Genomic DNA, 21,852 nt, shown 5'->3' with positions numbered 1-21,852 from the left:
CATGGTCAAGACGCCGAAGATGCGACATTCGAAGACCCGGCGCGAGCCGGTGACCATCGAACTCGAGCCCGGCGCCGTCTCGCGAATCACCGACGAGGATGCCGCCAAGGCCGAGGCCAATGCCGCGCAGACCGACGAGGCGAAGGCTGAGGAGGCCGTCGCCGCTTCGCAGCCGGAGGCGCCGGAAGAGCCGATCCATGCCGAGCAGGCCGATATCGAGCCGTGGGAGCATAGCGACGCCACGCAGGCAGCGGCCGACAAGCCCGAGGCCGGCAAGGACGAGCCGGAGGCGCCGTATCCCGGCGGCTCCGATGCCCCGAAGAGCCAGGCCAAGGGCTTCGAGTACAATTTCGAGGACGCGTCCGCGGCCAGCGCCAGCGCCGCAACATCGCGGTCAAGCGAGACGAGGAGCGAGGATCGCGTGCCGCAGCCATCGCGCAAGACCGGCGTCAACGCCATCGCCGCGGGCGTCATTGGCGGCGTGATCGCGCTTGCCGGCGCCGGCCTGCTGCAGTCGGTCGGCCTGCTCGGCGCGCCGGGGTCGGGCGGCGGATCGCTCGACGGCGTAAATGGCGAGCTCGCTTCGCTGAAGAGCGAAATCGGGGCGCTGAAGGAAAGCGGCGACACCGGCGCGTCCGCCAAGGTCGACGGTCTTTCCTCGGCTCTCGAGCAGGTCAAGGCCGATATCGCGGCGCTGAAATCCACCGCAGGACAGAGCGGCGACGGCACGGCCCTCAAGGCGCTCGGCGACAAGGTCGGCCAGATCGAGACGACCCTCGCCGACCTGCAGAAGAACGGTAACGCGGCGCCCGTCGATCTCGGTCCGCTCAACGAGAAGATCGCCGGGCTCGACGCATTGGTGAAATCGACCGGTGACGCGGCCAAGGCCGAGGACGGCCGGGTCACGGCGCTGGAGCAATCCGTGTCGCAGCTTTCCGGCAAGGTCGAGGCGCAGGCCGCGCAGCCCAAGATCGCACTGGCGATTGCCGCCTCGGCGCTGAAATCGGCTCTCGACCGCGGCGCGCCATTTGCGACCGAACTCGACACCTTCGCTGCGATCGCGCCGGATGCGCCTGAGCTCGCGGCGCTGCGCTCCTATGCCGAGAAGGGCGTGCCGACCCGCGCCACCATCGCTTCGGAAGCCGATGCCGCTGCCAATGCCATGGTCGAGGCGGCAAAGCCCGTCGACCAGAATGCCGGGTTCTTCCAGAGCCTGGTGTCGAGCGCGGAATCGCTGGTCAAGGTGCGGCCGGTCGGCGCCGTCGAAGGCAGGGGCGCGCCGGAAACCGTGGCCCGCATGGAAGTGGCGATCAATCAGGGCGACTACGCCAAGGCGCTCAGCGAGTATGACACGCTGCCCGACGCGGCAAAGGCGGCCGGCGCCGATTTTGCCGGCAAATTGAAGGCGCGGCTGGAGGTCGAGAAGCAGCTCGAAGCGCTGATTGCCGGCGCGACGAAGGCGTGAGGACGAAAAGATGATCCGCCTCCTCGTCTTCCTCGCCGTCGTCTTCGCGCTGGGACTGGGCTTTGCCTGGCTGGCCGACCGTCCGGGCGACATGCTCGTCACCTTCAACGGCTACCAGTACCAGGTCACGCTGATGGTGGCGGCGGTGGCGATCGTCGCCGTGGTCGCGGCGGTGATGATCGTCTGGTGGCTGATCAAGTCGCTGTGGAACAGCCCCTATACGATCTCGCGCTATTTCCGTGTGCGCCGCCGCGATCGCGGCTACCAGGCGCTGTCGACGGGCATGATCGCCGCCGGCGCCGGTGACGGCGCGCTGGCGCGCAAGAAGACCAAGGAAGCGGTGAAGCTGATCAGCTCCGATCAGGAGCCGCTGATCAACCTGCTCGACGCCCAGGCCTCGCTGCTCGAAGGCGATCACAAGGGCGCGCGCGAGAAATTCGAGCGCATGCTCGACGATCCGGAGATGCGGCTGCTCGGGCTGCGCGGGCTTTATCTCGAGGCCGAGCGCCTCGGCGACCGCAATGCCGCGCGCCACTATGCCGGCCGCGCGGCGGCGGTCGCGCCGCAGCTCGCCTGGGCAGCGGAATCGACGCTCGAAGAGCTGACCGAACGCGGCGACTGGGACGGCGCGCTGAAGCTGGTCGAGGCGCAGAAATCGACGCGGCAGATCGAGCGCGACGCGGCCAACCGCCGCCGCGCCGTGCTGCTCACCGCCAAGGCGCAGGCGCTGGTCGACAGCGACCCGAACGCGGCCCGCACCGCGGCGCTCGAAGCCAACAAGCTGGCGCCCGATTTCGCGCCGGCGGCGGTCGTCGCCGCCGATCTGGTTATCCGGCAAAACGACGTGCGCAAGGGCTCCAAGATTCTGGAAGCCGCGTGGAAGGCCGAGCCGCATCCCGACATCGCCGAGCTCTACACCCATGCCAGGCCGGGCGACGCCGTGCTCGATCGCCTCAACCGGGCAAGGAAGCTACAGGAACTGAAGAAGAACCACGCCGAATCGTCCATGGCCGTGGCGCGCGCGGCGCTCGACGCGCAGGATTTCGCCACCGCGCGGCGCGAAGCGGAGGCCGCGATCCGCATGGATCGCCGCGAGGGCGCCTATCTTCTGCTCGCCGATATCGAGGAAGCCGAGACCGGCGACCAGGGCAAGGTTCGGCAGCTGCTGTCCAAAGCCGTGCGCGCGCCGCGCGATCCGGCCTGGGTGGCGGACGGCGTCATCTCCGAGCGCTGGGCGCCGGTGTCGCCGGTTACCGGCAAGCTCGACGCCTTCACCTGGCGCGCGCCGATGGAGCGGCTTGGCCAGCTGATCGACAGCGACACGGATGTTGCCGTGCCGGCAATCACCGCCGCGCCGCCGGCAGCACCCGCTGAAAAGGCGATCGACATCGTTGCCGACGCGCCCGTCGAAGAGCCGGTATCGGCGAATGGCGGCGAGAAGGATAAGGCGGTGGCCGAAACCGTCGGTGAGGCGGAAACCATAGGCCAGGGTTCGGAGCTGCCGCCTCTGCCGGACGATCCAGGCGTTGCGCCGGAAGAAGAAGCGGATAAATCGCCGCGCCGCTTTCGTTTGTTCTAAAGCTGTGTTCTGGGGCCGGGTTTTGGTGGGCAGGGAAAAGGTGTCGATGTTCGAGCGTGTGTTGTCCTTCCTGAGGGATCTGCCGGCCGGCGGCGAGACCAGGCCGAGCGCCGACGATCCGCGCGTCGCGGCCTCGGCGCTGCTCTACCATGTGATGAACGCCGACGGCGTGCGCCAGGACGTGGAATGGGAGCGGTTCAAGCAGATCCTGGCCGAGACCTATTCGGTGAGCGGCGAGGAACTCGACGCACTGGCCGCGGCCGGCGAGCGCGCCGACAATGAGGCAATCGACCTCTACGCCTTCACCAGCGTGCTCAAGCGCGAGCTCGATGCCGAGGCACGCAAGGCCTTCATCGGCCTGATGTGGGAAATCGTCTATGCCGATGGCGAGCTTGACGAGCTCGAGGATAACACCGTCTGGCGGGTCGCCGAACTGATCGGCGTCGAGCGTCACGACCGCATCGAGGCGCGCCGCAAGGCGGCGGCCGAGGTGCCCGGCGCGCGGGGCAAGTCGAGCGACGAATAACAGGACCCTTCGCCTTCCATGCCACCCAGACCGAGGCCGAGACCCAAAATCCTGATCGTGCTGCATCAGGAGAATTCGAGCCCCGGCCGCGTCGGCCATATGCTGCTGGAAGAAGGTTTCGATCTCGACATCCGCCGGCCGCCGCTCGGCGACGAATTGCCCTGCACGCTGGATGATCACGCCGGCGCGGTTATCTTCGGCGGACCGATGAGCGCCAATGACGAGGACGAGTTCGTCCGCCGCGAGACCGATTGGCTGCAAATCCCGCTGAAGGAGAATCGGCCGTTCCTCGGCATCTGCCTCGGCGCGCAGATGCTGGCCAACCATCTCGGCGGCAGGGTCGAGGGCCATGGCGAGGGCCTGGTCGAGATCGGCTGGTATCCGCTGAAGGCGACTGACGCCGGCAAGAAACTGCTGCACTGGCCGGAGATGGTCTACCAGTTCCACCGCGAGGGCTTTTCGCTGCCCAAGGAAGCGACGTTGCTGGCCACGGCGGAGACCTATCCCAACCAGGCGTTCCGTTACGGTGAGAATGCCTGGGGCATCCAGTTCCATGGCGAGCTGACCCGGGTGATGATGCAGCGCTGGGTGGTGCGCGGCGCGCATCGCTTCGAATTGCCCGGCGCGCAGCCAGGCCGCGACCACTTGGGCGGCCGGCTGATCTGGGACATGCACCTCAAGCGCTGGCTGAGCGAATTTCTGGGACTGATCTTCGGCAAGCCGGCCGTGGGGTAGGGCAAGTCCGATACCCCTGAACGGCCGGGCTTGACCCGGCCTGCGCCTACCTGACCGCGAGCCTATCTGCTCGCTGCCTCCGAATCCCGGGCCGAAGGCAGGCTGGCCTGGAGAAAACGGTGCCAGGCGCCGCCGAGGACCAGCGTGGTTTCGGCCTCGGCGAATCCGGCCGAAAGAAGGCCTGCCGAGAGTTTCGGAAAATCGAGGTTCGATCTGAACCAGGACGGCTGCGGCGGAAAGCTCGCGGTCGCCTGGAGCTCGCGGGTCCAGCGGCCTTCGCGCATCCAGCGCACGACACTGTCGGGCTGGTCCTGGCAAAGATCCGAGCCGATGCCGAGATGATCCGCTCCCATGATACCGGCCGCTTCGGCAGCCATTTGCCCGAACTGCTCCAGCGTCGTGTCCGAGCCGTTCGGAAGGTGCAGCGGGTAGAGCGACAGGCCGAGCAATCCCTGCTTTTCGCGCAGCGCTTGCAAGACGGCCCTCGAAACATTGCGGTTGCTGTCGCGCAGCCAGCGCGGATTGGCATGGCTGATGACCACCGGGCGCTCCGACAGCGCGATCGTTTCCAGCGCGGTCCGCTCGCCGGCATGCGACAGATCGATGATCATGCCGAGCCGGTTCATCTCGGCGATCGCCTCGCGCCCCATCCGCGTCACGCCGCTATCCTCCTTCTCCATCCAGCCGCAGCCGAGCAGCGACTGGTTGTTGTAGGTGAGCTGCATGAAGCGGATGCCGAGATCGAAGAGCATCTCGATCAGGCCGATGTCGTCCTCGATCGGCATCGGGTTCTGCAGGCCAAGCAGGATCGCTGTCCGGTTGGTGGCCCGCGCCCGCTCGATGTCGCCGGCATCGCGCGCCAGGAGGATCAGGTCCTCATTGTCGCGAAGCCAAGTGCGCCAGTCGACCAGGTGACGCACCGTCTCGCGAAAACCTTCGTGATAGCCGACCGTGGCGTGGACCGCGGTCAGCCCGCCCCGGCGCATCTCCTCGAAAATTTCGCGCGACCAGTTGCAGTATTGCAGCCCGTCGATGAGCACTTGCGGCGCAGCGTTGGTCATTCGGGCGCGCCCGCGTGGATGTAGGACGTCTTGACCTGGGTATAGAACTCGACCGCGGCGCGGCCCTGCTCGCGCGGGCCGTAGCTCGAGGCGCGAACGCCGCCGAACGGCACATGATAGTCGGTGCCGGCGGTCGCGAGGTTGACCATGACGCAGCCGGAGCGCGAGGCGTGGCGGAATTTCGTCGAACGCGCCAGCGAGCGCGTGGCGATGCCGGCCGTCAGCCCGTAGGGCGTGTCATTGGCAAGGAAGATCGCCTCGTCGAGATCGTCGGCTGGAATGACGCAGGTGATCGGCGCGAACATCTCCTCCTGGTTGATGCGCATGCGGGAGCGGCCGTTGAGGAACACGGCGGGCGCCATGTAATGGCCGCGATGCGCGAGATCGAGCGCTTCGCCGCCGGTCGCAAGCTCTGCTCCTTCGCTGATGCCGAGCGTCATATAATCGAGATTGGCCGAGAGCTGCTCGGCGCTGACGACCGGTCCCATCTGGACGCCGGCCTCAAGCGCATGGCCGACCTTCAGGGTTTCGGTTTTCGCCAGCAGCCTCTCGACGAAGGCGTCATGGATCGGCCGGTGGACGATCAGCCGCGACGCCGCCGTGCATTTCTGGCCCGTACCGCCAAAGGCGCCGCTCACGGCAAGGTCGACGGCACGGTCGAGGTCGGCGTCGTCCATGACGACGAACGGATTCTTCGACCCCATTTCGAGCTGCAGCTTCACGAAGCGCGCGGCGGCGAGCGCCGCGATGCCGGAACCGACGGCGCCGGAGCCGGTGAAGCTCAGGCCCTGGATATCGGCATTGGCGGCAAGCTCGCGGCCGATCGTCGATCCCGATCCCATGACCAAGTTGAACAGACCTTTCGGGATCGGTTGCCGGCTGATGATCTCGGTCAATGCCCAGGCGCTGGCCGGAGTGACGCTGGCCGGCTTCCAAACCACCGCATTGCCGAAAGCCAGCGCCGGCGCGATCTTCCAGGACGCGGTGGCGATGGGGAAATTCCAGGGCGATATGACGGCAACGACGCCGACCGGCTCGCGCTCGATCAGCACATCCACGCCGGCTCTGACGGAATCGACCGAGGCGCCCAGATTACGCAGCGCCTCGGCGGCGAAATAGGTGAAGAACTGGCCGGCGCGATAGACCTCGCCGACACCTTCGGGAAGCGTCTTGCCCTCCTCGCGCGACAGCAGTTCGCCAAGCTCCTTCGAGCGCGCCATCAATTCGCGGCCGATGGCGTCGAGAACGGCGGCTCTCGCTTCGAGCCCGGCCGCCGCCCACTCCCGTTGCGCGTTTTGCGCGGCCGCCACGGCGTCATGGATGTCGGACAGCCGCGCCTGCGCGAAACGCCCGACGATGTCGGTCACATCCGACGGATTGACGTCCTCGACCCAGTCGCCGCCGTCGCGCCATTCGCCTGCAACGAAGTTCTGACCGTTCAGCATCGGGTTCGACCTGCATCAAATTCGATTGACAACGACCTAACCAATGCTGTGAACTTCAATCAAGCTCAATTTTTGGCACAAATGTTCAGGCAAGCTTAACAGTGACGAAAACGATCAGCCTGACTGGCATGCGCAGCTTCGTCGCGGTCTGCGAGACCGGCGGCGTGCGCGCCGCGGCCGATCAGATCGGCCGTACCCCGTCGGCGGTGTCGATGACCCTGAAGCAGCTGGAAGACGACATCGGCGCGCCGCTGTTCGAGAGCGAACGCAAGGGCGCGCTTTCTCCAGTCGGCCGTATCGTGCTCGACGAGGCGCGCGCCATGATCGCGCATTACGACCGCGCCTGCCTGGCCATGACCAGCTATGCGGCGGACCGGCAGGGCCGCTGCGACGTGGCCAGCGTGCCTTCGGTCGCCGTGACCTTGCTGCCGCGCGCCATCGCCCAGCTTCGCGCCGAGGGCAGCCGGTTCGACATCCACGTCCGCGACAGCGATTCCAGCGCCATCGTCGACGCGGTCGAAAACGGCATGGTCGAGGTCGGGCTGTGCGTGCTTGCCAGCAAGCGGCCGCAGCTCAGTTTCGAGCCGCTGTTCCACGAGCCGCTCGATTTCGTCTGCCCGGCCGATCATCCCCTGGCAAAATCGAAGCGTCCGCTGAAATGGGCGCAGCTCGACGGCGAGAGCTTCATCCGCAATGGCGCGGCCGCGGCACTCGGGCTTGCCGAGACCGAGGCGCTTGCCGCCGGCTCGAAACTCACCGCGACCAATGTGAGCTCCAACCTGGCGATGGTGGAGGCGGGGCTCGGCGTCACCATCCTGCCGCGGCTCTGCCGCTGGAAGAGCAGCCACGACGTGCGCTTCGTGCCGCTTGCCGATCCACGCTCGAGCCGGACCGTCGGCTGGATCGCCAAGGAGGGCCGCAATCTGCAGCCGGCGTCGCTGCGCTTCATCGAATGCATTCGCCAGCAGGCGCAGGCCGGCGAGAGAGAGTTCGGCTATGCGGCGGCATGATTGGTGGGTGAGGGGATGACGCGCCTGACGCAAGCCAGCATCGAAACGCTCGCTCGTAGGGCGCTGGTGCGGCACGGCGCCAGCGAGGTGCAGGCGCGTGCGCTCGCCGCAGCCGTCGCGGCCGCCGAACGCGACGGCCTGAAATCGCATGGCCTGATGTATCTGCCGACCTATTGCGAGCACCTGACTTGCGGCAAGGTGCTCGGATCGGCCGAACCCAGCCTGACGCGGCCGGCTCCGGCGGTCGTTGCCGTCGATGCGGGCAACGGCTTCGCCCATGCGGCCATCGCCCTTGGCCTGCCGGCGCTGATCGAGGCAGCCCGCACGCAAGGTGTCGCGGCGCTTGCCGTCCGCAATTCCTACAATTGCGGCGCGCTCGGCTGTCACACCGAAAACATCGCGCAGGCCGGCCTTGTCGGCTTGGGGTTCACCAACGCGCCGGCCTCGATCGCGCCCTGGGGCGGCCGCAAGGCGGCGCTCGGCACCAATCCCTGGTCGCTGGCGGTCCCGGACGGGCAGGGCGGCGCGCGCTTCGTCATCGACCAGAGCGCCAGCGTCGTCGCCAAGAGCGAGGTCATCAAGCGCGCCCGCGCCGGCGAGCCGATCCCTCCCGGCTGGGCCTTCGACGCGAGCGGCGAGACGACCACCGATGCCGGCGAGGCGTTGAAGGGCACGATGGCGCCGGCGGGCGGCTACAAGGGCGTCGGCTCAGCATTGCTGGTGGAGATCTTTGCCGCATGCCTGACGGGAGCCAATCCCGGGCTTGTCGCCAGCCCCTTCTCCGGCACCGCCGGAGGTCCGCCTGGAACCGGCCAGTTCTTCCTGGCAATCTCGCCCGATGCGAGCTCGGCCGGGGCATTCGCGGGCAATCTGGAGACCGTCGCCGGCGCCTTCATCGGCGATGCCAGGCTTCCGGGCACAAGACGCTTTGGCGCGCGCGAACAGAACACCAAGGACGGCATCGAGGTGGCGGCGGAAACGCTCGCCGCGCTCGAAAAGCTCGCAGGGACCGCTGCATGACGGCGATCGCGCTGCGCCCGCCGGAGGTCGTCATGCGCCTTAAGCGGCTGGGCGCCGCGCATCCGACACGTCTCAGTTTTCTGCGCCAGCTGATCCGCCGCGCCACCCGGGAGAAATGGCGGGTGCGCAAGGACCGGTTCGACCTGGACGACAATGGGTTCGGGCGCGCGGTCTATGCGGTCGAAACGCCGGCAAGGACCTACAGCCTGGTCGCCTTCTCGACGCCGCTCGACGACGAGAAGCGGTCCGACCGGGTGATCGCGCAGGCCTGGGACACGAGCTACGTGCTTTACGACGGATTGCCGGACGCCACCGAGGTGGCGCGGCTGGAGGCAAATGCGCCGCTGCAGGAGGCAGGCCGCTATACAAGAAGCGAACTCGTGCTGGCGCGCGCCAACAAGAGCGTGCGGCTGTTCGAGGAAGTGGCTTTGGCTCTGGCGCAGGGACGGCAGCCGGACGAGGAGCAACTGCTCGGCGTCGGCTATCTGCTGCGCACCACGGCCGTCTACGGCAACGGCAAGTTCGGCATCGCCGACCGCGACGAGATCGCCGCGCGGCCGGAGCTTGCCGGATCCTTCCAGGCCGAGATGCTCACCGTCTGGCTGATACGGTCCTTCACACTCGACCTGGTCGATCACATCGCCTGTCGCCGCAATCCGGCCGGCGCGGCGAGCCTGGCGCCGGAATTACGCCGGGCGCTCGGGGTGGGCAATGCGACCGGGCTTGGCATGGCTCCGTTCCTCGTTCGCCATCCGCTCTTGACGCATAGCTGGTTCCTCGCCCGCGAAACCGCGCTGGCGCGGGTGCGTGCAGAGCCGCATGCCGGCGAGTTGGAACGAGACATTTTCTCGAAGGCGCTCGCTGATCTGCGGCAGCGCGTGGCCCGCTGGCACAGCGACGACGCCGGCCAGGCCGCGGCAACCCGGTCCCTGGCCGCCGATCTCGATGCGCTGGCCGAAAACCTCGACCGGCTTCTGGCGAAAGCACGGCCCTGGGATGCGGTCTATCGCTTCGCGGAAGAACATTTCTCGCTCGAAGGGCAGGAAGCCTGCGTCTCGCTGATCCTCGAGCCGCATGGCGCGCTGGTCGACGAGCTCGGCGACGCGATGAAGGCCGACGAGACGCCTGGACATGCGATTGACGGCAGCGTCACCTGCGGGTCGCTTCGCCAGGCGCTTCTCGATAGCTATTCCTGGGCGGGAAAAGTCGACTTCGCCGAACCGTCCGCCAATGCGCGCTTCTGGTATGTGTCGGCGGAGAAGCTCGAGCCCCGGCTCGGCGAGCGTTTCGAGGAGGACGGCGCCGAGCTCGAACAGCCCCTGGCCACGGCGCGCGATGCGCTCGGCCTTGCGGCCGCGCTGGCGCGGGAGCCGGCTTCGACCCGCGTCGCCGACTTCCTGCTGGGCCGGCCCGAATGGCGCCATGCGGTGCGGCGCGCCCAGATCGTCGCCAGATTTCCCTATGCCGAGATCCACGACAATCTGATCGGCGCCGACTTGCGGCCCGTCAACATATTGCGCGCCAAGCTGGCGTTCTTCGGCGCGCGCAGTTTCGATCCGCGCTCCGACCGCTGGCTGCGGATCGCGCTGTTCAGCGGCGAGCCGCTGATCGAGGATGTCGCCACGATGGCGCCGGCAGGAGAGGCCGCGTGATCGACCTGTCGCTCAACGAGGTGGAAACGCTGAGCACCAAGGCGGCGCGCGGTGCCGGATTTTCATGGGGACTGGCCGAGGATATCGGCCGCGCGGCGCGCCGGATCGCGGTCGAGAACGACAATTGGGGCGAGGCCTTGCTGAGCCTTGCCGAAAACGCGCAGTCCTTCGCGGCGCCCGATCCTGCCCGCGCGGCGCGCTGGCGAAAAGGCGAGGTCGACAAGCCTGCCGAAACACCGCTCTGCCCGATCCGCACCGCGGCTTTGCTGCTCGACGATCCGCTTCCGGCGAGCGCGCTGCCGCTGACGATCATCAATGTCGGCCTGCCTGTCTGGTTCGACGCCATGCTGCGCCGTTCGGCGATGCGCGTCGCGCGGCCCGTGGGGCCGGTGACGCGCGCCGATGTCGTCGTCGAACACCGCGCTGAGATCGAGCAGTCAGCCACGGGCCGGCGCGGCGCGATCGACGAGCGGACGCTCGCGGCGCTCAATTCCTTCGCCGGCAAAACCTATGTGCCGGAAAGCGAGCGATCGCGCGTGCGTGGTGCCGGCGGTGGCCGGGTGGACGATTAATAACAAGGGGAGAAAGAAATGAGCGCAGCCGATGGCCAGAAGATCGCCATGCGTGGGGCGGGTTATTACTCGGCCAACACCGTCGGCGCCAAATACGTCATCGACAAGGTTGGCGATCTCGTCGTCAAGGCCGTCGCCGGGATGCCCCGGCTGGCCGACGGCCAGCCATTCGCCATCGCCGATTTCGGCGCGGCCGACGGCGGCACCTCGATGGACATGATGCGGCGGCTGGTCGGCGCCGTTCGTGAGAGGGAGCCGGACCGGGCGATATCGATCACCTACACCGACCTGCCGCACAATGACTTCTCGACCCTGTTCAGGTTGAGCCAGGGGCTGCTGGGCACCTCGACGGAGGTTCCGCTGGCCGAGACGCCTTCCCTCTACATCTTCGGCAGCGGCACCAGCTTCTACCGCCAGATCGTGCCGGACAATTCGCTCTCGTTCGGCTTTTCCGCCACGGCGATGCACTGGATCAGCAAGCGGCCCTGCATGATCGCCGACCATGTCCAGGCGGTCGGCGCGACCGAGGCCGAGCGCGGCGAGTTTCGCGCCCAGGGGCTGCGCGACTGGCAGACGATCCTGCTCGCCAGGGCGCGCGAGCTGAGGTCCGGCGGCAGGCTGGCGCTGGCCAATTTCTGCGTCGACGAGGAAGGGCGCTATCTCGGACATACGACCGGGGTCGACATGTTCGACGGCTTCGCGCGCCATTGGCGCGACCTGGCTCGGGCAGGGCGGATCAGCGAGACGGAATATGTCAACGCGACGTTCCAGCAATTCTACAAGACGCCGGACGAGTTCGCGGCACCCTTCCGCGATTCCGCTTCGCCGGTGTCGCAGGCCGGACTGAGGCTGGAAAACATCTTCACCATGGTGACGCCGTGCCCCTATGCCGAGGCCTTCCGGGTCCATGGCAATGCGCAGACCTTCGCCAGGGCCTATGTGCCGACGCTCCGCTCCTGGTCGGAAACCGTCTTTGCGAACGCGCTCGATCCTTCGCGTCCCGCGGCCGACCGTGCCGCGATCGTCGATGATCTTTACGGCGCGTACGAAGCCGACGTCGCGCGCGCCCCCGAAGGCCATCGGATGGACTATGTCCACTGCGTGACGGAGATCGTCAAAGGGTAGGTGATACCGCCACGGCAAACTCCGCGCTGCTCCCCCGGAGTCAAAGAACTTCAAGGAGTCGGTTCAGCGGTCAGGTTCTGTATTTTCTCGAGGAGATTTTTGACGAGCAGCTGGTAGACGCGCGTGAGCTCGTCCGGCGACAATTCAACCCTGATGTCGTACTTGCCGGAATAGTTCACCTGCAGATCGACCGTTCCGAACAGCGTCGTTTTGCCATCGCGAATGTCGGTCCCTACGATCATGCTCGCCAATGGCTGATCCAGCAGAATGACGCCTGGTTCTCCGGGATGATTGTGCGTCGTCGTGCGTATTTTCACAGCGTAACCCTCCTGTTAGGCCTGTCCAAAATAGAACCGTCCCCTCAAAACGCGAGGAACAAAAATCGTATCGGCGCAGCCACCATCTGTGTTATGCGCCGCCCAACCAACCAAAGGACGACAGCTGTGAGCGAACTTACCGTGGCCGATGCGACCGAAAGCATCTATGCCTCACTCCGAGCGGACAATGCCGACATCGATGCGCATATCGCGACACTCAAGGCGGCGCTGGCACGCGAGGGGAAGAAACAGGCGGTGTTCGATCCGACCAGGTTGGTGCAGAACAACCGCGCCGGTCGCAAGTTGATGCAGGCGTATTTTCGGCAGCGCGGCGTGAGCGTCAGCTTTTCTGATTAGCCGAACCGCAAGCGAAGCGCCCACTACGGCGCTGCCGCCACCGGTTCGTTCCTTCTCATCGTCAGCTCGTAGTTGAGCCGGTAGCGGCCGCCTTCGAAATTCCAGATCAGCGGGTTGCGCACGCCGTCGAGCGAACTGGCGCCGGGCGGCAGGTCGGGAAACTCGTTGGCATGACTGGGGTCGTTGGGGCTGGTGTCGTCTTGCTCGAATACCTTCATCCCGGCGTGGTCGACAAAGGTCAGGTTCGTGCTACCGAAGCGCGCCCAGTCCTTCTGGTCGGCGGAGTCGTCGCAGTCGAACTCGACCTCGCCCCCAGGGGGGAAGCGAATGGTGCGGCTGTCGATCGACAATTGCGTGAAGATGTCGTCGGAGCCGAATTCGGGATTGGTCTCGTCCTCGCAGATCAGCGCCTTGAGCTCGAGATTGCGCACCGTGGTCTGCATCGAGGCGCGCACCCGCACGGCCTGGCTTCCCGCGGCCGCCTGATGGATGACGAGATAGCCATGCGTGCCGTCGCCCATGGCGTCGCTGACGATGCGGCTGGTGCCGGAGACCGCGATCGGCGGCTCGCCGCCATGCGGGTTGTCGAACTCCTCCAGCGTCGCCTTGTAGCGGCTCGGATCGGGCAGGCCATCGGCTGTCAGCGTCACGGTCTGGTCGGCGCCGCTGTCGGCCTGGCCGACGACGTCGAAGCGAAACCAGGCTTCGTCCTGGCTGCCCAGCAGGCTGCCGGCTTCGGTCAGCGAGGCGAATTGCGGCGGCTCGCCCGGCTGCAGCGGACAGGCCTCTTCCTTGGTCGCGCAGGTGTGGCGGCGCACCAGCAGCGCATAGTTGCCCTGCCATCTGCGGTCCTTGCCGGTCACGCGGATGAAGAACTCCTTGGGCAAGGCATAGGTATGGACGGTGAAAATGTGCTCACCGTCCTGCACGGTCCTGGTGCTGCCATAGTAGCTGGAGATCGGCGTCGTCATGTTGGACGGCTGGTAGATGTCGATGTTGACGTCCGGATTGTCGGGTCCGATCGAATAGCTGCCGGCGTCCTGGCGCACGACATGGAACCATTGCATGGAACCCGGATAGCGGATCTGGGTGACGTCCTGGCCGTTCCTGAAGTCGATCAGCTCTTCGGCCTGCGGCTTGCCGTCCGGGCCCTTCCTTGTCGTCAGATTGACCGGATAGGCGATCGACGGGCTGCAGAAATTATTGCCGAGGTTGAGGTCGGCGGTCAGAAGATTGTGGTCGCTTTCGAGGTCGACAAAATCGACCGGGATGGTCACGTGCTGAACGCAGATCGGTCCCTCGATGCCGCCGCTCAGATAAGGCTTCGGCGCGGCGAGAATGTAGTCGTAGCGCTCGCCGTCGATGTAGTTGGAGATTCCGGGATCGGCGCCGTTGGTCGCCGCCCAGCTGTCATAGTGCTGGGACGTCCAGTACGTGCCGGGGGTGGCGAAGCGGCGCGCCCATTCGCCTGTCGGCGGGTGGAACAGCGGCACGTTCATGTCGCCCATCACCAGAACGCGCTCGCGCTTGCGCTGCGCTGGCGTCAATGGCGACAGCGTCGTCTCGATCAGCTTCTCGATCTGGTCGAACTGCGCGTCGCGCGCGTCGGCATGCAGCTCGGCCGGGCTCTTCTCGAAATAGTCGGCCTGCATGTGGGTGAAGACGACCGTGTAGTTGCTTTGCGAAGGCAGATGCAGCAGCCGCACGATCGCCGCGCCCTTGCCCGACAGGCAGTCGACACCGCCGCAATGGTCGTAGAGGGTGAAGCCGACCTCGTCAGTCGCCGCATCCAGTGTCTCGCCGTCGTGCTTGCCCCATTTGAAGCTGTCGTCGGGCAGCGGCATGAACTTGAAATCGCTCTTGGCGAACAGCATCAGGCCGCTGTCCTCGCCGTCGATCTTCTCGACCGGCTCGCCATAGATCGCCACGGCAGCCGCCGGATCGAGACTGGTGATTGCGTCGACAATGGCCTGCGGCCGCACCTTCAGCAGCGCAGCGTCGATCTTGCGGACATAATTCGGGTAGACGGGCTTGAGCTTGTCGATGAGGATTTGCTTGGCATCCTCGTCCCATGCCTCGTTGATCGCGATTATGTCGAAGCGGTCGGTGTCCTTCAGGATCGTGTCGGCCAGATGCTCGGCCTGTTTTTCGGTCTGGCCCTGAATCTGCACGAGGCAGTCAGCGAAGTTCGGGTTGGCGCATTTGAAGATCGGCGAGAGCAGATAGGCGTTGAACGTCGCGACGCGAACCGTCTCGACTTCCTGCGCCCTGGCGCCGCCGATCGGCGAGGCAGTCAGCGCGACAAGCAGGATGATCAACCTGGCCAAAACCTGATCTGACCAGAACGTGCGTCCGGAACGAAACATGGCAATTGCCCCCAATCGTCGCCTGATCGCCAGGCTGGCGAATAGTAACAAACGGGAGAGCCCGAACCGTGAAGCCATTCACGCTGCCACGGGCGAAACTTTGGCGGGCGTGGATCCGTCAACGGATGTCGGCGTAAGCCGCCTGGGCCGACTGCGTCGAATCCAGCGGCCCAGATCAAGAACTCGATCAGTTGCGGCTGTTGAGGTGCCGCACCTGGCGCAGCGCCGGGAACAGATAGGCCCAGAGGCCGGCGACGGCGATGGCGCCGATGCCGCCGATCACGACGGCGGGAACCGTGCCGATCAGCGCCGCCATGGTGCCGGCGCGGAATTCGCCGACCTCGTTGGAGGCGCCGACGAAGACCTGGTTGACGGCGTTGACGCGGCCGCGCACCTCGTCGGGCGTCCAGAGCTGGATCAGCGTCTCGCGGATATAGACGCTGAACATGTCGGTCGCGCCGAGCAAGGCGAGTGCTGCGATCGACAGCCAGGTGATGGTCGAGACGCCGAACAGCACGGTGAAGGCGCCGAACAAGGCGACGAAGCCCAGCATGATCTTGCCGGCATGGTCGCGGATCGGATGGCCGGCGAGCCAGACGGCGACGCAGATGGCGCCGATGCCAGGCGCCGAGCGCAACAGGCCGAGGCCCCAGGGGCCAAGCTCCAATATGTCGCGCGCATAGACCGGCAGCAGCGCCGAGGCGCCGGACAGGAGCACGGCGAAGAGGTCGAGCGAGATCGCGCCGAGCACGATCTTCTCGCCCCAGATATAGCCGAAGCCGGCGAACAGTGTCTGCATTGTCGGCTTGTCGGTAGCGGTCTGCTGCGCGGGCTTCGGGATGGTGAAGACAAGCAGCGCCGCGACAAGCATCAGGACCGCCGCGGTAGCGTAGGCGATTTCAGCCGAAAGGCCATAAAGCAGGCCGCCGGCGACCGGGCCAACGATGGTCGCCGTCTGCCAGGCGGAAGAATTCCAGGCAATCGCGTTGGCGAAGTCTTCTTGCGGCACGAGATTGGCGACCAGCGACGACGATGCCGGCCCGTAGAAGGCGCGGGCGATACCGAACATGGCGAGCACGACGAAGATCGGCAGCGGGCCGCCAAGGCCGCGCAGCGTCAGCAACAGGAGCGTGAGCGCGCAGCCGGCCTCGACGAGCGTCGACAATGTCATGATCAGGCGGCGGCCGAAGCGGTCGGCGACCACGCCGGTGACAAGTACCAGGAGCAGCGAAGGCAGGAACTGGACGATGCCGACAATGCCCAGGTCGAAGGGATTGCGCGTCAGGTCATAGATCTGCCAGCCAACCGCGACAGAGACGATCTGGGTGGCGAAAGTCGTGAGGAAGCGCGCCGTCCAGTAGCTGAGGTAAGGCCGGTGCCGGAACGCTGCGTAACGCTGGTCTGGAGACGTTGCTTCGACGGTCATGATTCAAGGGCCCCGTTGCGACAATGGCCGGCGGGGCACTTCCACGGTGGGCGCTGGTCCGGCCGCAACCCTTTAGCCCAGTTCGCCCTCCAGCGCGCGCAAAAAATCCGCGCCGGATCGAAGAAAATCGAAATTTTCTGCTCCGCTAAGGCGATTCAGCCCCTCAACGCAGCCGAGATGGCCGACAGGCCGCCGCGCAGCTCCGCTTCCGTCGGCCAGCCGAAGCCGAGACGGAAGAAGCGTTTCGGCATCTCGAACCAGTGGCCGGGACCGACATAGGCGCCGTGTTCCTCCAGCAGCCTGGTGTAGAACTTGTCTAGGTCGAAGCCGGCATCGACGTTGAGCCGCGGGAAGCCGACGACGCCGCCTTGTGGCCGCACCCAGTCGACCAGAGGCTCGCCGTCGATCCAGGCCTGCACGATGTCGCGGCGCCTGGCCATGTCCGGCAGCAGCGAGCCGAGAAAGGCGTCACGGCGTTCGAGCGCGGTGCGGGCGATCGCTTCGTCGATGACGCTGCCGCAAATGCCGATCTGCTCCTTGGCGGCGAGGAATGTTTCCTGCAGCTCGGGATCGCGGGTTATCAGCCAGCCGATGCGGATGCCCGGAATGCCGAACGCCTTGGACAGCGAGCAGACGCTGATCGCGCTTGGGCTGAGCGAGGCCGCCGCGGGCAGGCGTTCGCCATAGGAGAGGTCGCGGTAGGTCTCGTCGACCAGCAATCGGCATTTGCGGTTTTCGGCAAGCGCAATCAGCGCGTCGAGGTCGGCGCGTGTCATCATCGTGCCGGTCGGATTGTGCGGGCAGGTGACGCTGATGAGCTTGGTGTTCGGCCGTATCTCTGCCGTGACGCGTTCGATGTCGACGGCAAAGCCCTGGTCGAAATCGAGGTTGACATAGGAGATGGCGCAGCCGATTGCCTTCGGCGTCTCGATGTTGGTGGCGTAGTTCGGCCGAACGACCACGAGATGGTCGCTGGGTGAGAGCAGTGACGTGGCGATGATGAACAGCGCGCCGGCCGCGCCGGCGGTCACCAGCACATCGTTGAGGGAAACGCCCTTGTCCTGCCCGGCGATCAACGCGCGCAACGCCTTGTCGCCGCGATGCTCGCCATAGAAGAGGGTGAGGTCGGGCAAGGCCAGGCCGATGTTGGAGAGTTTCTGGTCGGCGATGGAGCTTTCGGAGAGGTTGTAGCGGATGCGGTCGTAGCCGTATTCCTCCGGCGCTTCCTTCTCGATCAGCATCCTGGCGTAGTTCATGGCCTGCCCCCCCCAATCTCCGGTAGTAACCAAGCCATAAAAGCAGGAAGCCTGCCAAGGCGGATTCCTCGGCAGGCTTCGTTAAATCATTGGTACAGGCGCGTTATTTCAGGCTGTCGCCTTGGCCTTCCTGCCCTTGGCGGGCTTCGCGGGCTCCGGTTCCGCCTTGCGGCCGAGGCCGATCGACTTGGCGAGCTGCGAGCGCGACGCCGCATAGTTGGGAGCGACCATCGGGTAGTCCACGGGGAGGCCCCATTTGGTGCGATAGGCTTCCGGCGTCAGGCCGAAATGCACGCCGATATGACGCTTCAGCGATTTGAACTTCTTCCCGTCCTCGAGGCAGATGATGTAGTCCGGTGTCACCGAGCGCCTGGGATTGACGGCCGGGACCGGCGGGGGCGCCGCGGGCTCCGCCGGCTGGCTGATCCCGCCGATCGAGGAGGCGACGCTGGCGATCAGTCCGCCCAGGTCCGCAGCGGGCAAGCGGTTTTTCGCGACATAGGCCGATACGATGTGAGCGGTGAGCTCGAGCAGGTCGATTTCCTTGGCTGTGCTGGTGTCCTCGTCCACGTAGTCCCTCCATTTCTGCCGCAAGGCTGCGAAAACGATCCGGTTTTCGCGGTGTGTAATGTCAAGGCGCTGCGGGCATTGTTTGCGAATTCGGAAAGCCGCGGGGGCCACAGGCCGGCGAATTCCTAGTCGGCAAACCTGCGCGACGCAACGTTTTGTCGTGTCAATACACGCTGTTTTGAACAATTATACTGAAATGTAACAATATCAGACGATCAGCGCCTTGTCGCGCCATAGACGAAATCCACCCTCGAAAGCGCGAGTGTTGTCGCCGCGCCGGGATTTTTCAGGCAATTCATCGAGCTTGTCGACATTGCCGCCGCCGATCACGATGTAATCGGGCTGCAAGGCGGCGCGAAGCCTGTTGACCACGTCGAAAACGTATTTGCGCCACTTCCTCTTCCCGCGTTTCTCCAGCCCGCGCTCACCGACATAATCCTCGAAGCTCGCTCCCTTTTTGTAAGGGAGGTGGGCAAGCTCCATGGGCTGGCCGACATTCTTGATGATCATGGCGGCGCCAAGGCCCGTGCCGAGGCCGAGGAAGAGCATGCGGCCGCCATCATAGCTGCCGATCGCCTGCATCAGCGCGTCGTTGACGAGCTTCACCGGCTTGCCGAAGGCGGCGCTGAAATCGTAGCCGTTCCAGCCCTTGCCGAGATTGAAGGGGTCGAGCGAGGGCTTGTTGTCGCGCACGGGGCCGGGATAGCCCATCGAGATGACGTCGTAGTCCAGGCCCTCGGCCAGCTTCTTGACCGAAGCGACGACCTGGTCCGGGGTCAGGCTCGGCCCCGACGCGGTGCGGCGCATCTCGCCGCCGGCGCTGGTGAGGATCTTCACATGCGAGCCGCCGACATCGATGGCGAGCACGATCGGATCGCTGCTCGCCGCGGCGGTTTTTGCTGCTTTCGCCATCTTGTCCTCCCGAAACTACTTCGTCGGATTGATCCAGCCGTCGGGCGGGCCGAAGCCGTTCATGGCATCGGCCGGCCCCCAGGTCTTGGGCGCATAGATTGCCGGCGCCGCGGTGTCGCCGAGCACCGGGCCGACGATGCGCCAGGCAAGCTCGGCCGCGTCCTGGCGCGTGAAGAGCTGGCCGTTGCCGTTCATGGCGTCGCCGATCAGCCGTTCATAGGGCGGCATGTCGCCCTTGGTGTCGTCGAGCGCGGTCAGCTCAACCTGCTCGCCGATCATGTCGTCGCCGGGGACCTTGCGCTGGGCGCCGATCGAGATCGCCACCTGCGGGTCGATGCGGAAGCGCACATAATTGGCGTCGTCCGGCTTGATCGGATCGAAGACGTCGAGCGGCGGCCGCTTCATCCGCACGATCACCTCGGTGCAATGTACCGGCATGTTCTTGCCGGCGCGGATGAAGAAAGGCACGTCGCGCCAGCGCCAGGTGTCGACGAAGAAGCGCACCGCGGCGAAGGTCTCGACCGGCGAGTTCGGCCGCACACCCGGTTCGGCCAGATAGCCATCGAACTGGCCGCGCACGACATCGTCCTTGGTCAGCGTGCGGATCGCGCGCAGCACCTGCACCTTCTCGTCGATCAAATCGTCCGCCGAGCGGCCGACCGGCGGCTCCATGGCGAGCAGCAACAGGATGTTGAGCAGGTGATTCTCGATCACGTCGCGGATGCAGCCGACATCGTCGTAGAATTTGCCGCGGCCCTCGATGCCGAAATCCTCGGCCATGGTGATCTGGACGCTCTCGACGAAGTTGCGGTTCCAGATCGGCTCGAGGAAGGAGTTGGCGAAGCGGAAATAGAGCAGGTTCTGGATCGCTTCCTTGCCGAGATAGTGGTCGATGCGGAAGATCGACTGTTCCTCGAACACCAGATGCAGCACCCGGTTCAGCCAGCGCGCCGACTGCAAATCGTGGCCGAACGGCTTTTCCACCATCAGCCGCGCGCCGCGCGCGGTGCCTGACTGCTCCAGGCCCTGCACGACCGTCTCGAACATGGTCGGCGGCACCGCCATGTAATGCAGCGGCCGCTGCGCGGAACCCAGCGCCGTCTTCAACTTCTCGAAGGTCGCGCCGTCGCGGTAGTCGCCGCTGACATAACGCAGCAGCGAGGCGAACTTGGAAAAGACCTTGTCGTCGACGCTGCCCAGCGCCGTGACGATGCCGTCGCGGGCGCGGTCCACCAGTTTGGGGAGTTCCCAAGGATCGAAGGCGACACCGATCACCGGCTCGGTCAGCGTCCCCTTGGCGACCATCTGGTAGAGCGCCGGGAAAATCTTCTTATGCGCAAGGTCGCCGGTCGCTCCGAAAAGCACCAGCGTGTCGGACCTCTCCTGGCTCATGCCGTCTCTCCCCTCACGCGCCGGTCTTCTTTTCGAGATGGCCGCCGAAGGCATAGCGCATGGCGGACAGAAGCTTGTCGGCGAATTGCGATTCGCCCTGCGAGGAGAAGCGGTCGAACAGCGCCGACGACAGCACCGGCGCCGGAACGCCGGTGTCGATCGCCGCCTTCAGCGTCCAGCGGCCTTCGCCGGAATCGGAGACGCGGCCGCCGAACTGGGCCAGCGCCGGATCGCTTTTCAACGCGCCGGCGGTAAGGTCGAGCAGCCAGGAGCCGATGACGCTGCCATGTCGCCAGACCTCGGCGACCGCGGGCAAGTCGACGTCGAACTGGTAGTATTGCGGGTTTTCCAGCGGGCTGGTCTCGGCATCGGCGGTACGCTGCCTTTTACCGGCATTGGCCGACTTCAGGATGTTCATGCCTTCGGCGTAGGCGGCCATGACGCCGTATTCGATGCCGTTATGCACCATCTTGACGAAATGGCCGGCGCCGCTCGGCCCGCAATGCAGATAACCGAAGGGTGCGGTGCCGGCATCCTTGGGCGGATTGGCGCCGGCATCGGCGCCCGGCGCCAGCGTGGCGAAGACCGAATCGAGATGCTTCACCGCCTCGTCGGGCCCGCCGATCATCAGGCAGTAGCCGCGTTCGAGGCCCCAGACGCCGCCGCTGGTGCCGACATCGACGAAGTTGATGCCCTTCACAGCCAGCTTCGCCGCCTGGTCGACGGCGTCGTGATAATAGGAATTGCCGCCGTCGATGATGATGTCGCCCGGCTCCATCAGCGCCGCGACCTGGTCGACGATCTTGCCGGTGATCGCGGCCGGCAGCATCAGCCAGGCGCAGCGCGGCTTGGCGAGCTTGCCGACGAATTCCTCCAGCGAGGCCGCGCCGACAGCGCCGTCCTTGACCATGCCGGCGACGCTTGCCGAATTGATGTCGTAGACGACGCATTCATGGCCGTCGCGCATCAGGCGCCGCACCATGTTGGCGCCCATCCTGCCCAGTCCCATCATTCCGATCTGCATGGTTTCATCCCGATTGCTTGAGGAAAGAGAAGTATAATGGCC

20 protein-coding genes are annotated in these 21,852 nt (G+C 65.8%); 10 read left to right on the top strand and 10 right to left on the bottom strand.

Annotated features, from left to right (window positions below; genetic code table 11):
* Window position 1 precedes the first annotated feature (1 nt).
* The 4 genes from WDX12_RS07880 to WDX12_RS07865 are packed head-to-tail and all read left to right on the top strand — an operon-like array spanning window position 2 to window position 4,305.
* On the top strand, window positions 2-1,465 hold the full coding sequence (locus WDX12_RS07880; protein ID WP_434724487.1) for a COG4223 family protein: 1,464 nt from the start codon (window positions 2-4) through the stop codon (window positions 1,463-1,465).
* Between the two features lie 10 nt (window positions 1,466-1,475).
* Window positions 1,476-3,044 (top strand): heme biosynthesis protein HemY, encoded by a 1,569-nt coding sequence (locus tag WDX12_RS07875; protein ID WP_434724486.1) that lies wholly within the window; start codon window positions 1,476-1,478, stop codon window positions 3,042-3,044.
* A 46-nt stretch (window positions 3,045-3,090) separates the two neighbouring features.
* Window positions 3,091-3,570, top strand: a complete 480-nt coding sequence (locus WDX12_RS07870; protein WP_320297481.1) for a TerB family tellurite resistance protein — start codon at window positions 3,091-3,093, stop codon at window positions 3,568-3,570.
* Window positions 3,571-3,588: 18 nt separating this feature from the next.
* A complete protein-coding gene (locus WDX12_RS07865) occupies window positions 3,589-4,305 on the top strand; it encodes a glutamine amidotransferase (protein WP_434724485.1) in 717 nt (238 codons plus the stop codon).
* A 62-nt stretch (window positions 4,306-4,367) separates the two neighbouring features.
* Here WDX12_RS07865 and WDX12_RS07860 read toward each other — a convergent pair whose 3' ends face one another.
* Both WDX12_RS07860 and WDX12_RS07855 read right to left on the bottom strand, forming a co-directional pair.
* Complete coding sequence (locus tag WDX12_RS07860; protein WP_434724484.1) at window positions 4,368-5,366, bottom strand: membrane dipeptidase; 999 nt, start codon at window positions 5,364-5,366, stop codon at window positions 4,368-4,370.
* Window positions 5,363-6,811 carry an aldehyde dehydrogenase family protein gene (locus WDX12_RS07855; RefSeq protein ID WP_434724483.1) on the bottom strand — a complete coding sequence of 483 codons (1,449 nt, stop codon included), beginning with the start codon at window positions 6,809-6,811 and terminating at the stop codon, window positions 5,363-5,365. The genes WDX12_RS07860 and WDX12_RS07855 overlap by 4 nt, the downstream gene beginning before the upstream one ends.
* Window positions 6,812-6,912: 101 nt before the next feature.
* Between WDX12_RS07855 and WDX12_RS07850 the strand changes: the two genes are divergently transcribed.
* The 5 genes from WDX12_RS07850 to WDX12_RS07830 are packed head-to-tail and all read left to right on the top strand — an operon-like array spanning window position 6,913 to window position 12,190.
* The gene (locus tag WDX12_RS07850; protein WP_434724482.1) at window positions 6,913-7,821 is read left to right on the top strand and encodes a LysR family transcriptional regulator; all 909 of its coding nucleotides are present in this window, start codon (window positions 6,913-6,915) and stop codon (window positions 7,819-7,821) included.
* Window positions 7,822-7,836: 15 nt separating this feature from the next.
* Window positions 7,837-8,841, top strand: a complete 1,005-nt coding sequence (locus WDX12_RS07845; protein ID WP_434724481.1) for an Ldh family oxidoreductase — start codon at window positions 7,837-7,839, stop codon at window positions 8,839-8,841.
* Window positions 8,838-10,493 carry a hypothetical protein gene (locus WDX12_RS07840; protein WP_434724480.1) on the top strand — a complete coding sequence of 552 codons (1,656 nt, stop codon included), beginning with the start codon at window positions 8,838-8,840 and terminating at the stop codon, window positions 10,491-10,493. Before WDX12_RS07845 ends, WDX12_RS07840 begins: the two co-directional genes overlap by 4 nt.
* Window positions 10,490-11,065, top strand: a complete 576-nt coding sequence (locus tag WDX12_RS07835; RefSeq protein WP_434724479.1) for a DUF3726 domain-containing protein — start codon at window positions 10,490-10,492, stop codon at window positions 11,063-11,065. Before WDX12_RS07840 ends, WDX12_RS07835 begins: the two co-directional genes overlap by 4 nt.
* A gap of 18 nt (window positions 11,066-11,083) precedes the next feature.
* Window positions 11,084-12,190, top strand: coding sequence for an SAM-dependent methyltransferase (locus WDX12_RS07830; protein WP_434724478.1), 1,107 nt, complete (start codon window positions 11,084-11,086; stop codon window positions 12,188-12,190).
* A 50-nt stretch (window positions 12,191-12,240) separates the two neighbouring features.
* Here the strand turns inward: WDX12_RS07830 and WDX12_RS07825 are convergent, their stop codons facing one another.
* Window positions 12,241-12,507 (bottom strand): hypothetical protein, encoded by a 267-nt coding sequence (locus WDX12_RS07825; protein ID WP_434724477.1) that lies wholly within the window; start codon window positions 12,505-12,507, stop codon window positions 12,241-12,243.
* A 93-nt stretch (window positions 12,508-12,600) separates the two neighbouring features.
* Between WDX12_RS07825 and WDX12_RS07820 the strand changes: the two genes are divergently transcribed.
* Window positions 12,601-12,864, top strand: a complete 264-nt coding sequence (locus tag WDX12_RS07820) for a hypothetical protein (protein WP_320297493.1) — start codon at window positions 12,601-12,603, stop codon at window positions 12,862-12,864.
* Window positions 12,865-12,887: 23 nt separating this feature from the next.
* Here the strand turns inward: WDX12_RS07820 and WDX12_RS07815 are convergent, their stop codons facing one another.
* From WDX12_RS07815 to gnd, 7 genes are all read right to left on the bottom strand, one after another.
* Entirely contained in the window at window positions 12,888-15,230 is a 2,343-nt protein-coding gene (locus WDX12_RS07815; protein WP_434724476.1) for an endonuclease/exonuclease/phosphatase family protein, read from the bottom strand.
* 187 nt (window positions 15,231-15,417) lie between these two features.
* Window positions 15,418-16,656: an MFS transporter gene (locus tag WDX12_RS07810; RefSeq protein ID WP_434724475.1), complete on the bottom strand. Its 1,239-nt coding sequence runs from the start codon at window positions 16,654-16,656 to the stop codon at window positions 15,418-15,420.
* A 155-nt stretch (window positions 16,657-16,811) separates the two neighbouring features.
* Window positions 16,812-17,912, bottom strand: a complete 1,101-nt coding sequence (locus tag WDX12_RS07805) for an aminotransferase class I/II-fold pyridoxal phosphate-dependent enzyme (RefSeq protein ID WP_434724474.1) — start codon at window positions 17,910-17,912, stop codon at window positions 16,812-16,814.
* A gap of 108 nt (window positions 17,913-18,020) precedes the next feature.
* The gene (locus WDX12_RS07800; protein WP_434724473.1) at window positions 18,021-18,482 is read right to left on the bottom strand and encodes a MucR family transcriptional regulator; all 462 of its coding nucleotides are present in this window, start codon (window positions 18,480-18,482) and stop codon (window positions 18,021-18,023) included.
* 207 nt (window positions 18,483-18,689) lie between these two features.
* Complete coding sequence (locus tag WDX12_RS07795) at window positions 18,690-19,394, bottom strand: ROK family protein (protein ID WP_434724472.1); 705 nt, start codon at window positions 19,392-19,394, stop codon at window positions 18,690-18,692.
* A 15-nt stretch (window positions 19,395-19,409) separates the two neighbouring features.
* Window positions 19,410-20,786, bottom strand: a complete 1,377-nt coding sequence (zwf, locus tag WDX12_RS07790; RefSeq protein ID WP_434724471.1) for a glucose-6-phosphate dehydrogenase — start codon at window positions 20,784-20,786, stop codon at window positions 19,410-19,412.
* Between the two features lie 13 nt (window positions 20,787-20,799).
* Complete coding sequence (gene gnd / locus WDX12_RS07785) at window positions 20,800-21,810, bottom strand: phosphogluconate dehydrogenase (NAD(+)-dependent, decarboxylating) (protein WP_434724470.1); 1,011 nt, start codon at window positions 21,808-21,810, stop codon at window positions 20,800-20,802.
* Window positions 21,811-21,852 lie beyond the last annotated feature (42 nt).

This window comes from Mesorhizobium sp. RIZ17, assembly GCF_051127865.1.
Lineage (GTDB): Bacteria > Pseudomonadota > Alphaproteobacteria > Rhizobiales > Rhizobiaceae > Mesorhizobium > Mesorhizobium humile.
The sequence above is the reverse complement of the archived record's forward strand: the minus strand, read 5'-3'. Positions and strand labels throughout refer to the sequence as shown.

Coding starts and splice junctions, on each gene's coding strand:
- WDX12_RS07880 (WP_434724487.1), top strand. CDS start 2: ATGGTCAAGACGCCGAAGATGCGACATTCGAAGACCCGGCGCGAGCCG.
- WDX12_RS07875 (WP_434724486.1), top strand. CDS start 1,476: ATGATCCGCCTCCTCGTCTTCCTCGCCGTCGTCTTCGCGCTGGGACTG.
- WDX12_RS07870 (WP_320297481.1), top strand. CDS start 3,091: ATGTTCGAGCGTGTGTTGTCCTTCCTGAGGGATCTGCCGGCCGGCGGC.
- WDX12_RS07865 (WP_434724485.1), top strand. CDS start 3,589: ATGCCACCCAGACCGAGGCCGAGACCCAAAATCCTGATCGTGCTGCAT.
- WDX12_RS07860 (WP_434724484.1), bottom strand. CDS start 5,366: ATGACCAACGCTGCGCCGCAAGTGCTCATCGACGGGCTGCAATACTGC.
- WDX12_RS07855 (WP_434724483.1), bottom strand. CDS start 6,811: ATGCTGAACGGTCAGAACTTCGTTGCAGGCGAATGGCGCGACGGCGGC.
- WDX12_RS07845 (WP_434724481.1), top strand. CDS start 7,837: ATGACGCGCCTGACGCAAGCCAGCATCGAAACGCTCGCTCGTAGGGCG.
- WDX12_RS07840 (WP_434724480.1), top strand. CDS start 8,838: ATGACGGCGATCGCGCTGCGCCCGCCGGAGGTCGTCATGCGCCTTAAG.
- WDX12_RS07830 (WP_434724478.1), top strand. CDS start 11,084: ATGAGCGCAGCCGATGGCCAGAAGATCGCCATGCGTGGGGCGGGTTAT.
- WDX12_RS07820 (WP_320297493.1), top strand. CDS start 12,601: ATGCGCCGCCCAACCAACCAAAGGACGACAGCTGTGAGCGAACTTACC.
- WDX12_RS07815 (WP_434724476.1), bottom strand. CDS start 15,230: ATGTTTCGTTCCGGACGCACGTTCTGGTCAGATCAGGTTTTGGCCAGG.
- WDX12_RS07810 (WP_434724475.1), bottom strand. CDS start 16,656: ATGACCGTCGAAGCAACGTCTCCAGACCAGCGTTACGCAGCGTTCCGG.
- WDX12_RS07805 (WP_434724474.1), bottom strand. CDS start 17,912: ATGAACTACGCCAGGATGCTGATCGAGAAGGAAGCGCCGGAGGAATAC.
- WDX12_RS07795 (WP_434724472.1), bottom strand. CDS start 19,394: ATGGCGAAAGCAGCAAAAACCGCCGCGGCGAGCAGCGATCCGATCGTG.
- zwf (WP_434724471.1), bottom strand. CDS start 20,786: ATGAGCCAGGAGAGGTCCGACACGCTGGTGCTTTTCGGAGCGACCGGC.
- gnd (WP_434724470.1), bottom strand. CDS start 21,810: ATGCAGATCGGAATGATGGGACTGGGCAGGATGGGCGCCAACATGGTG.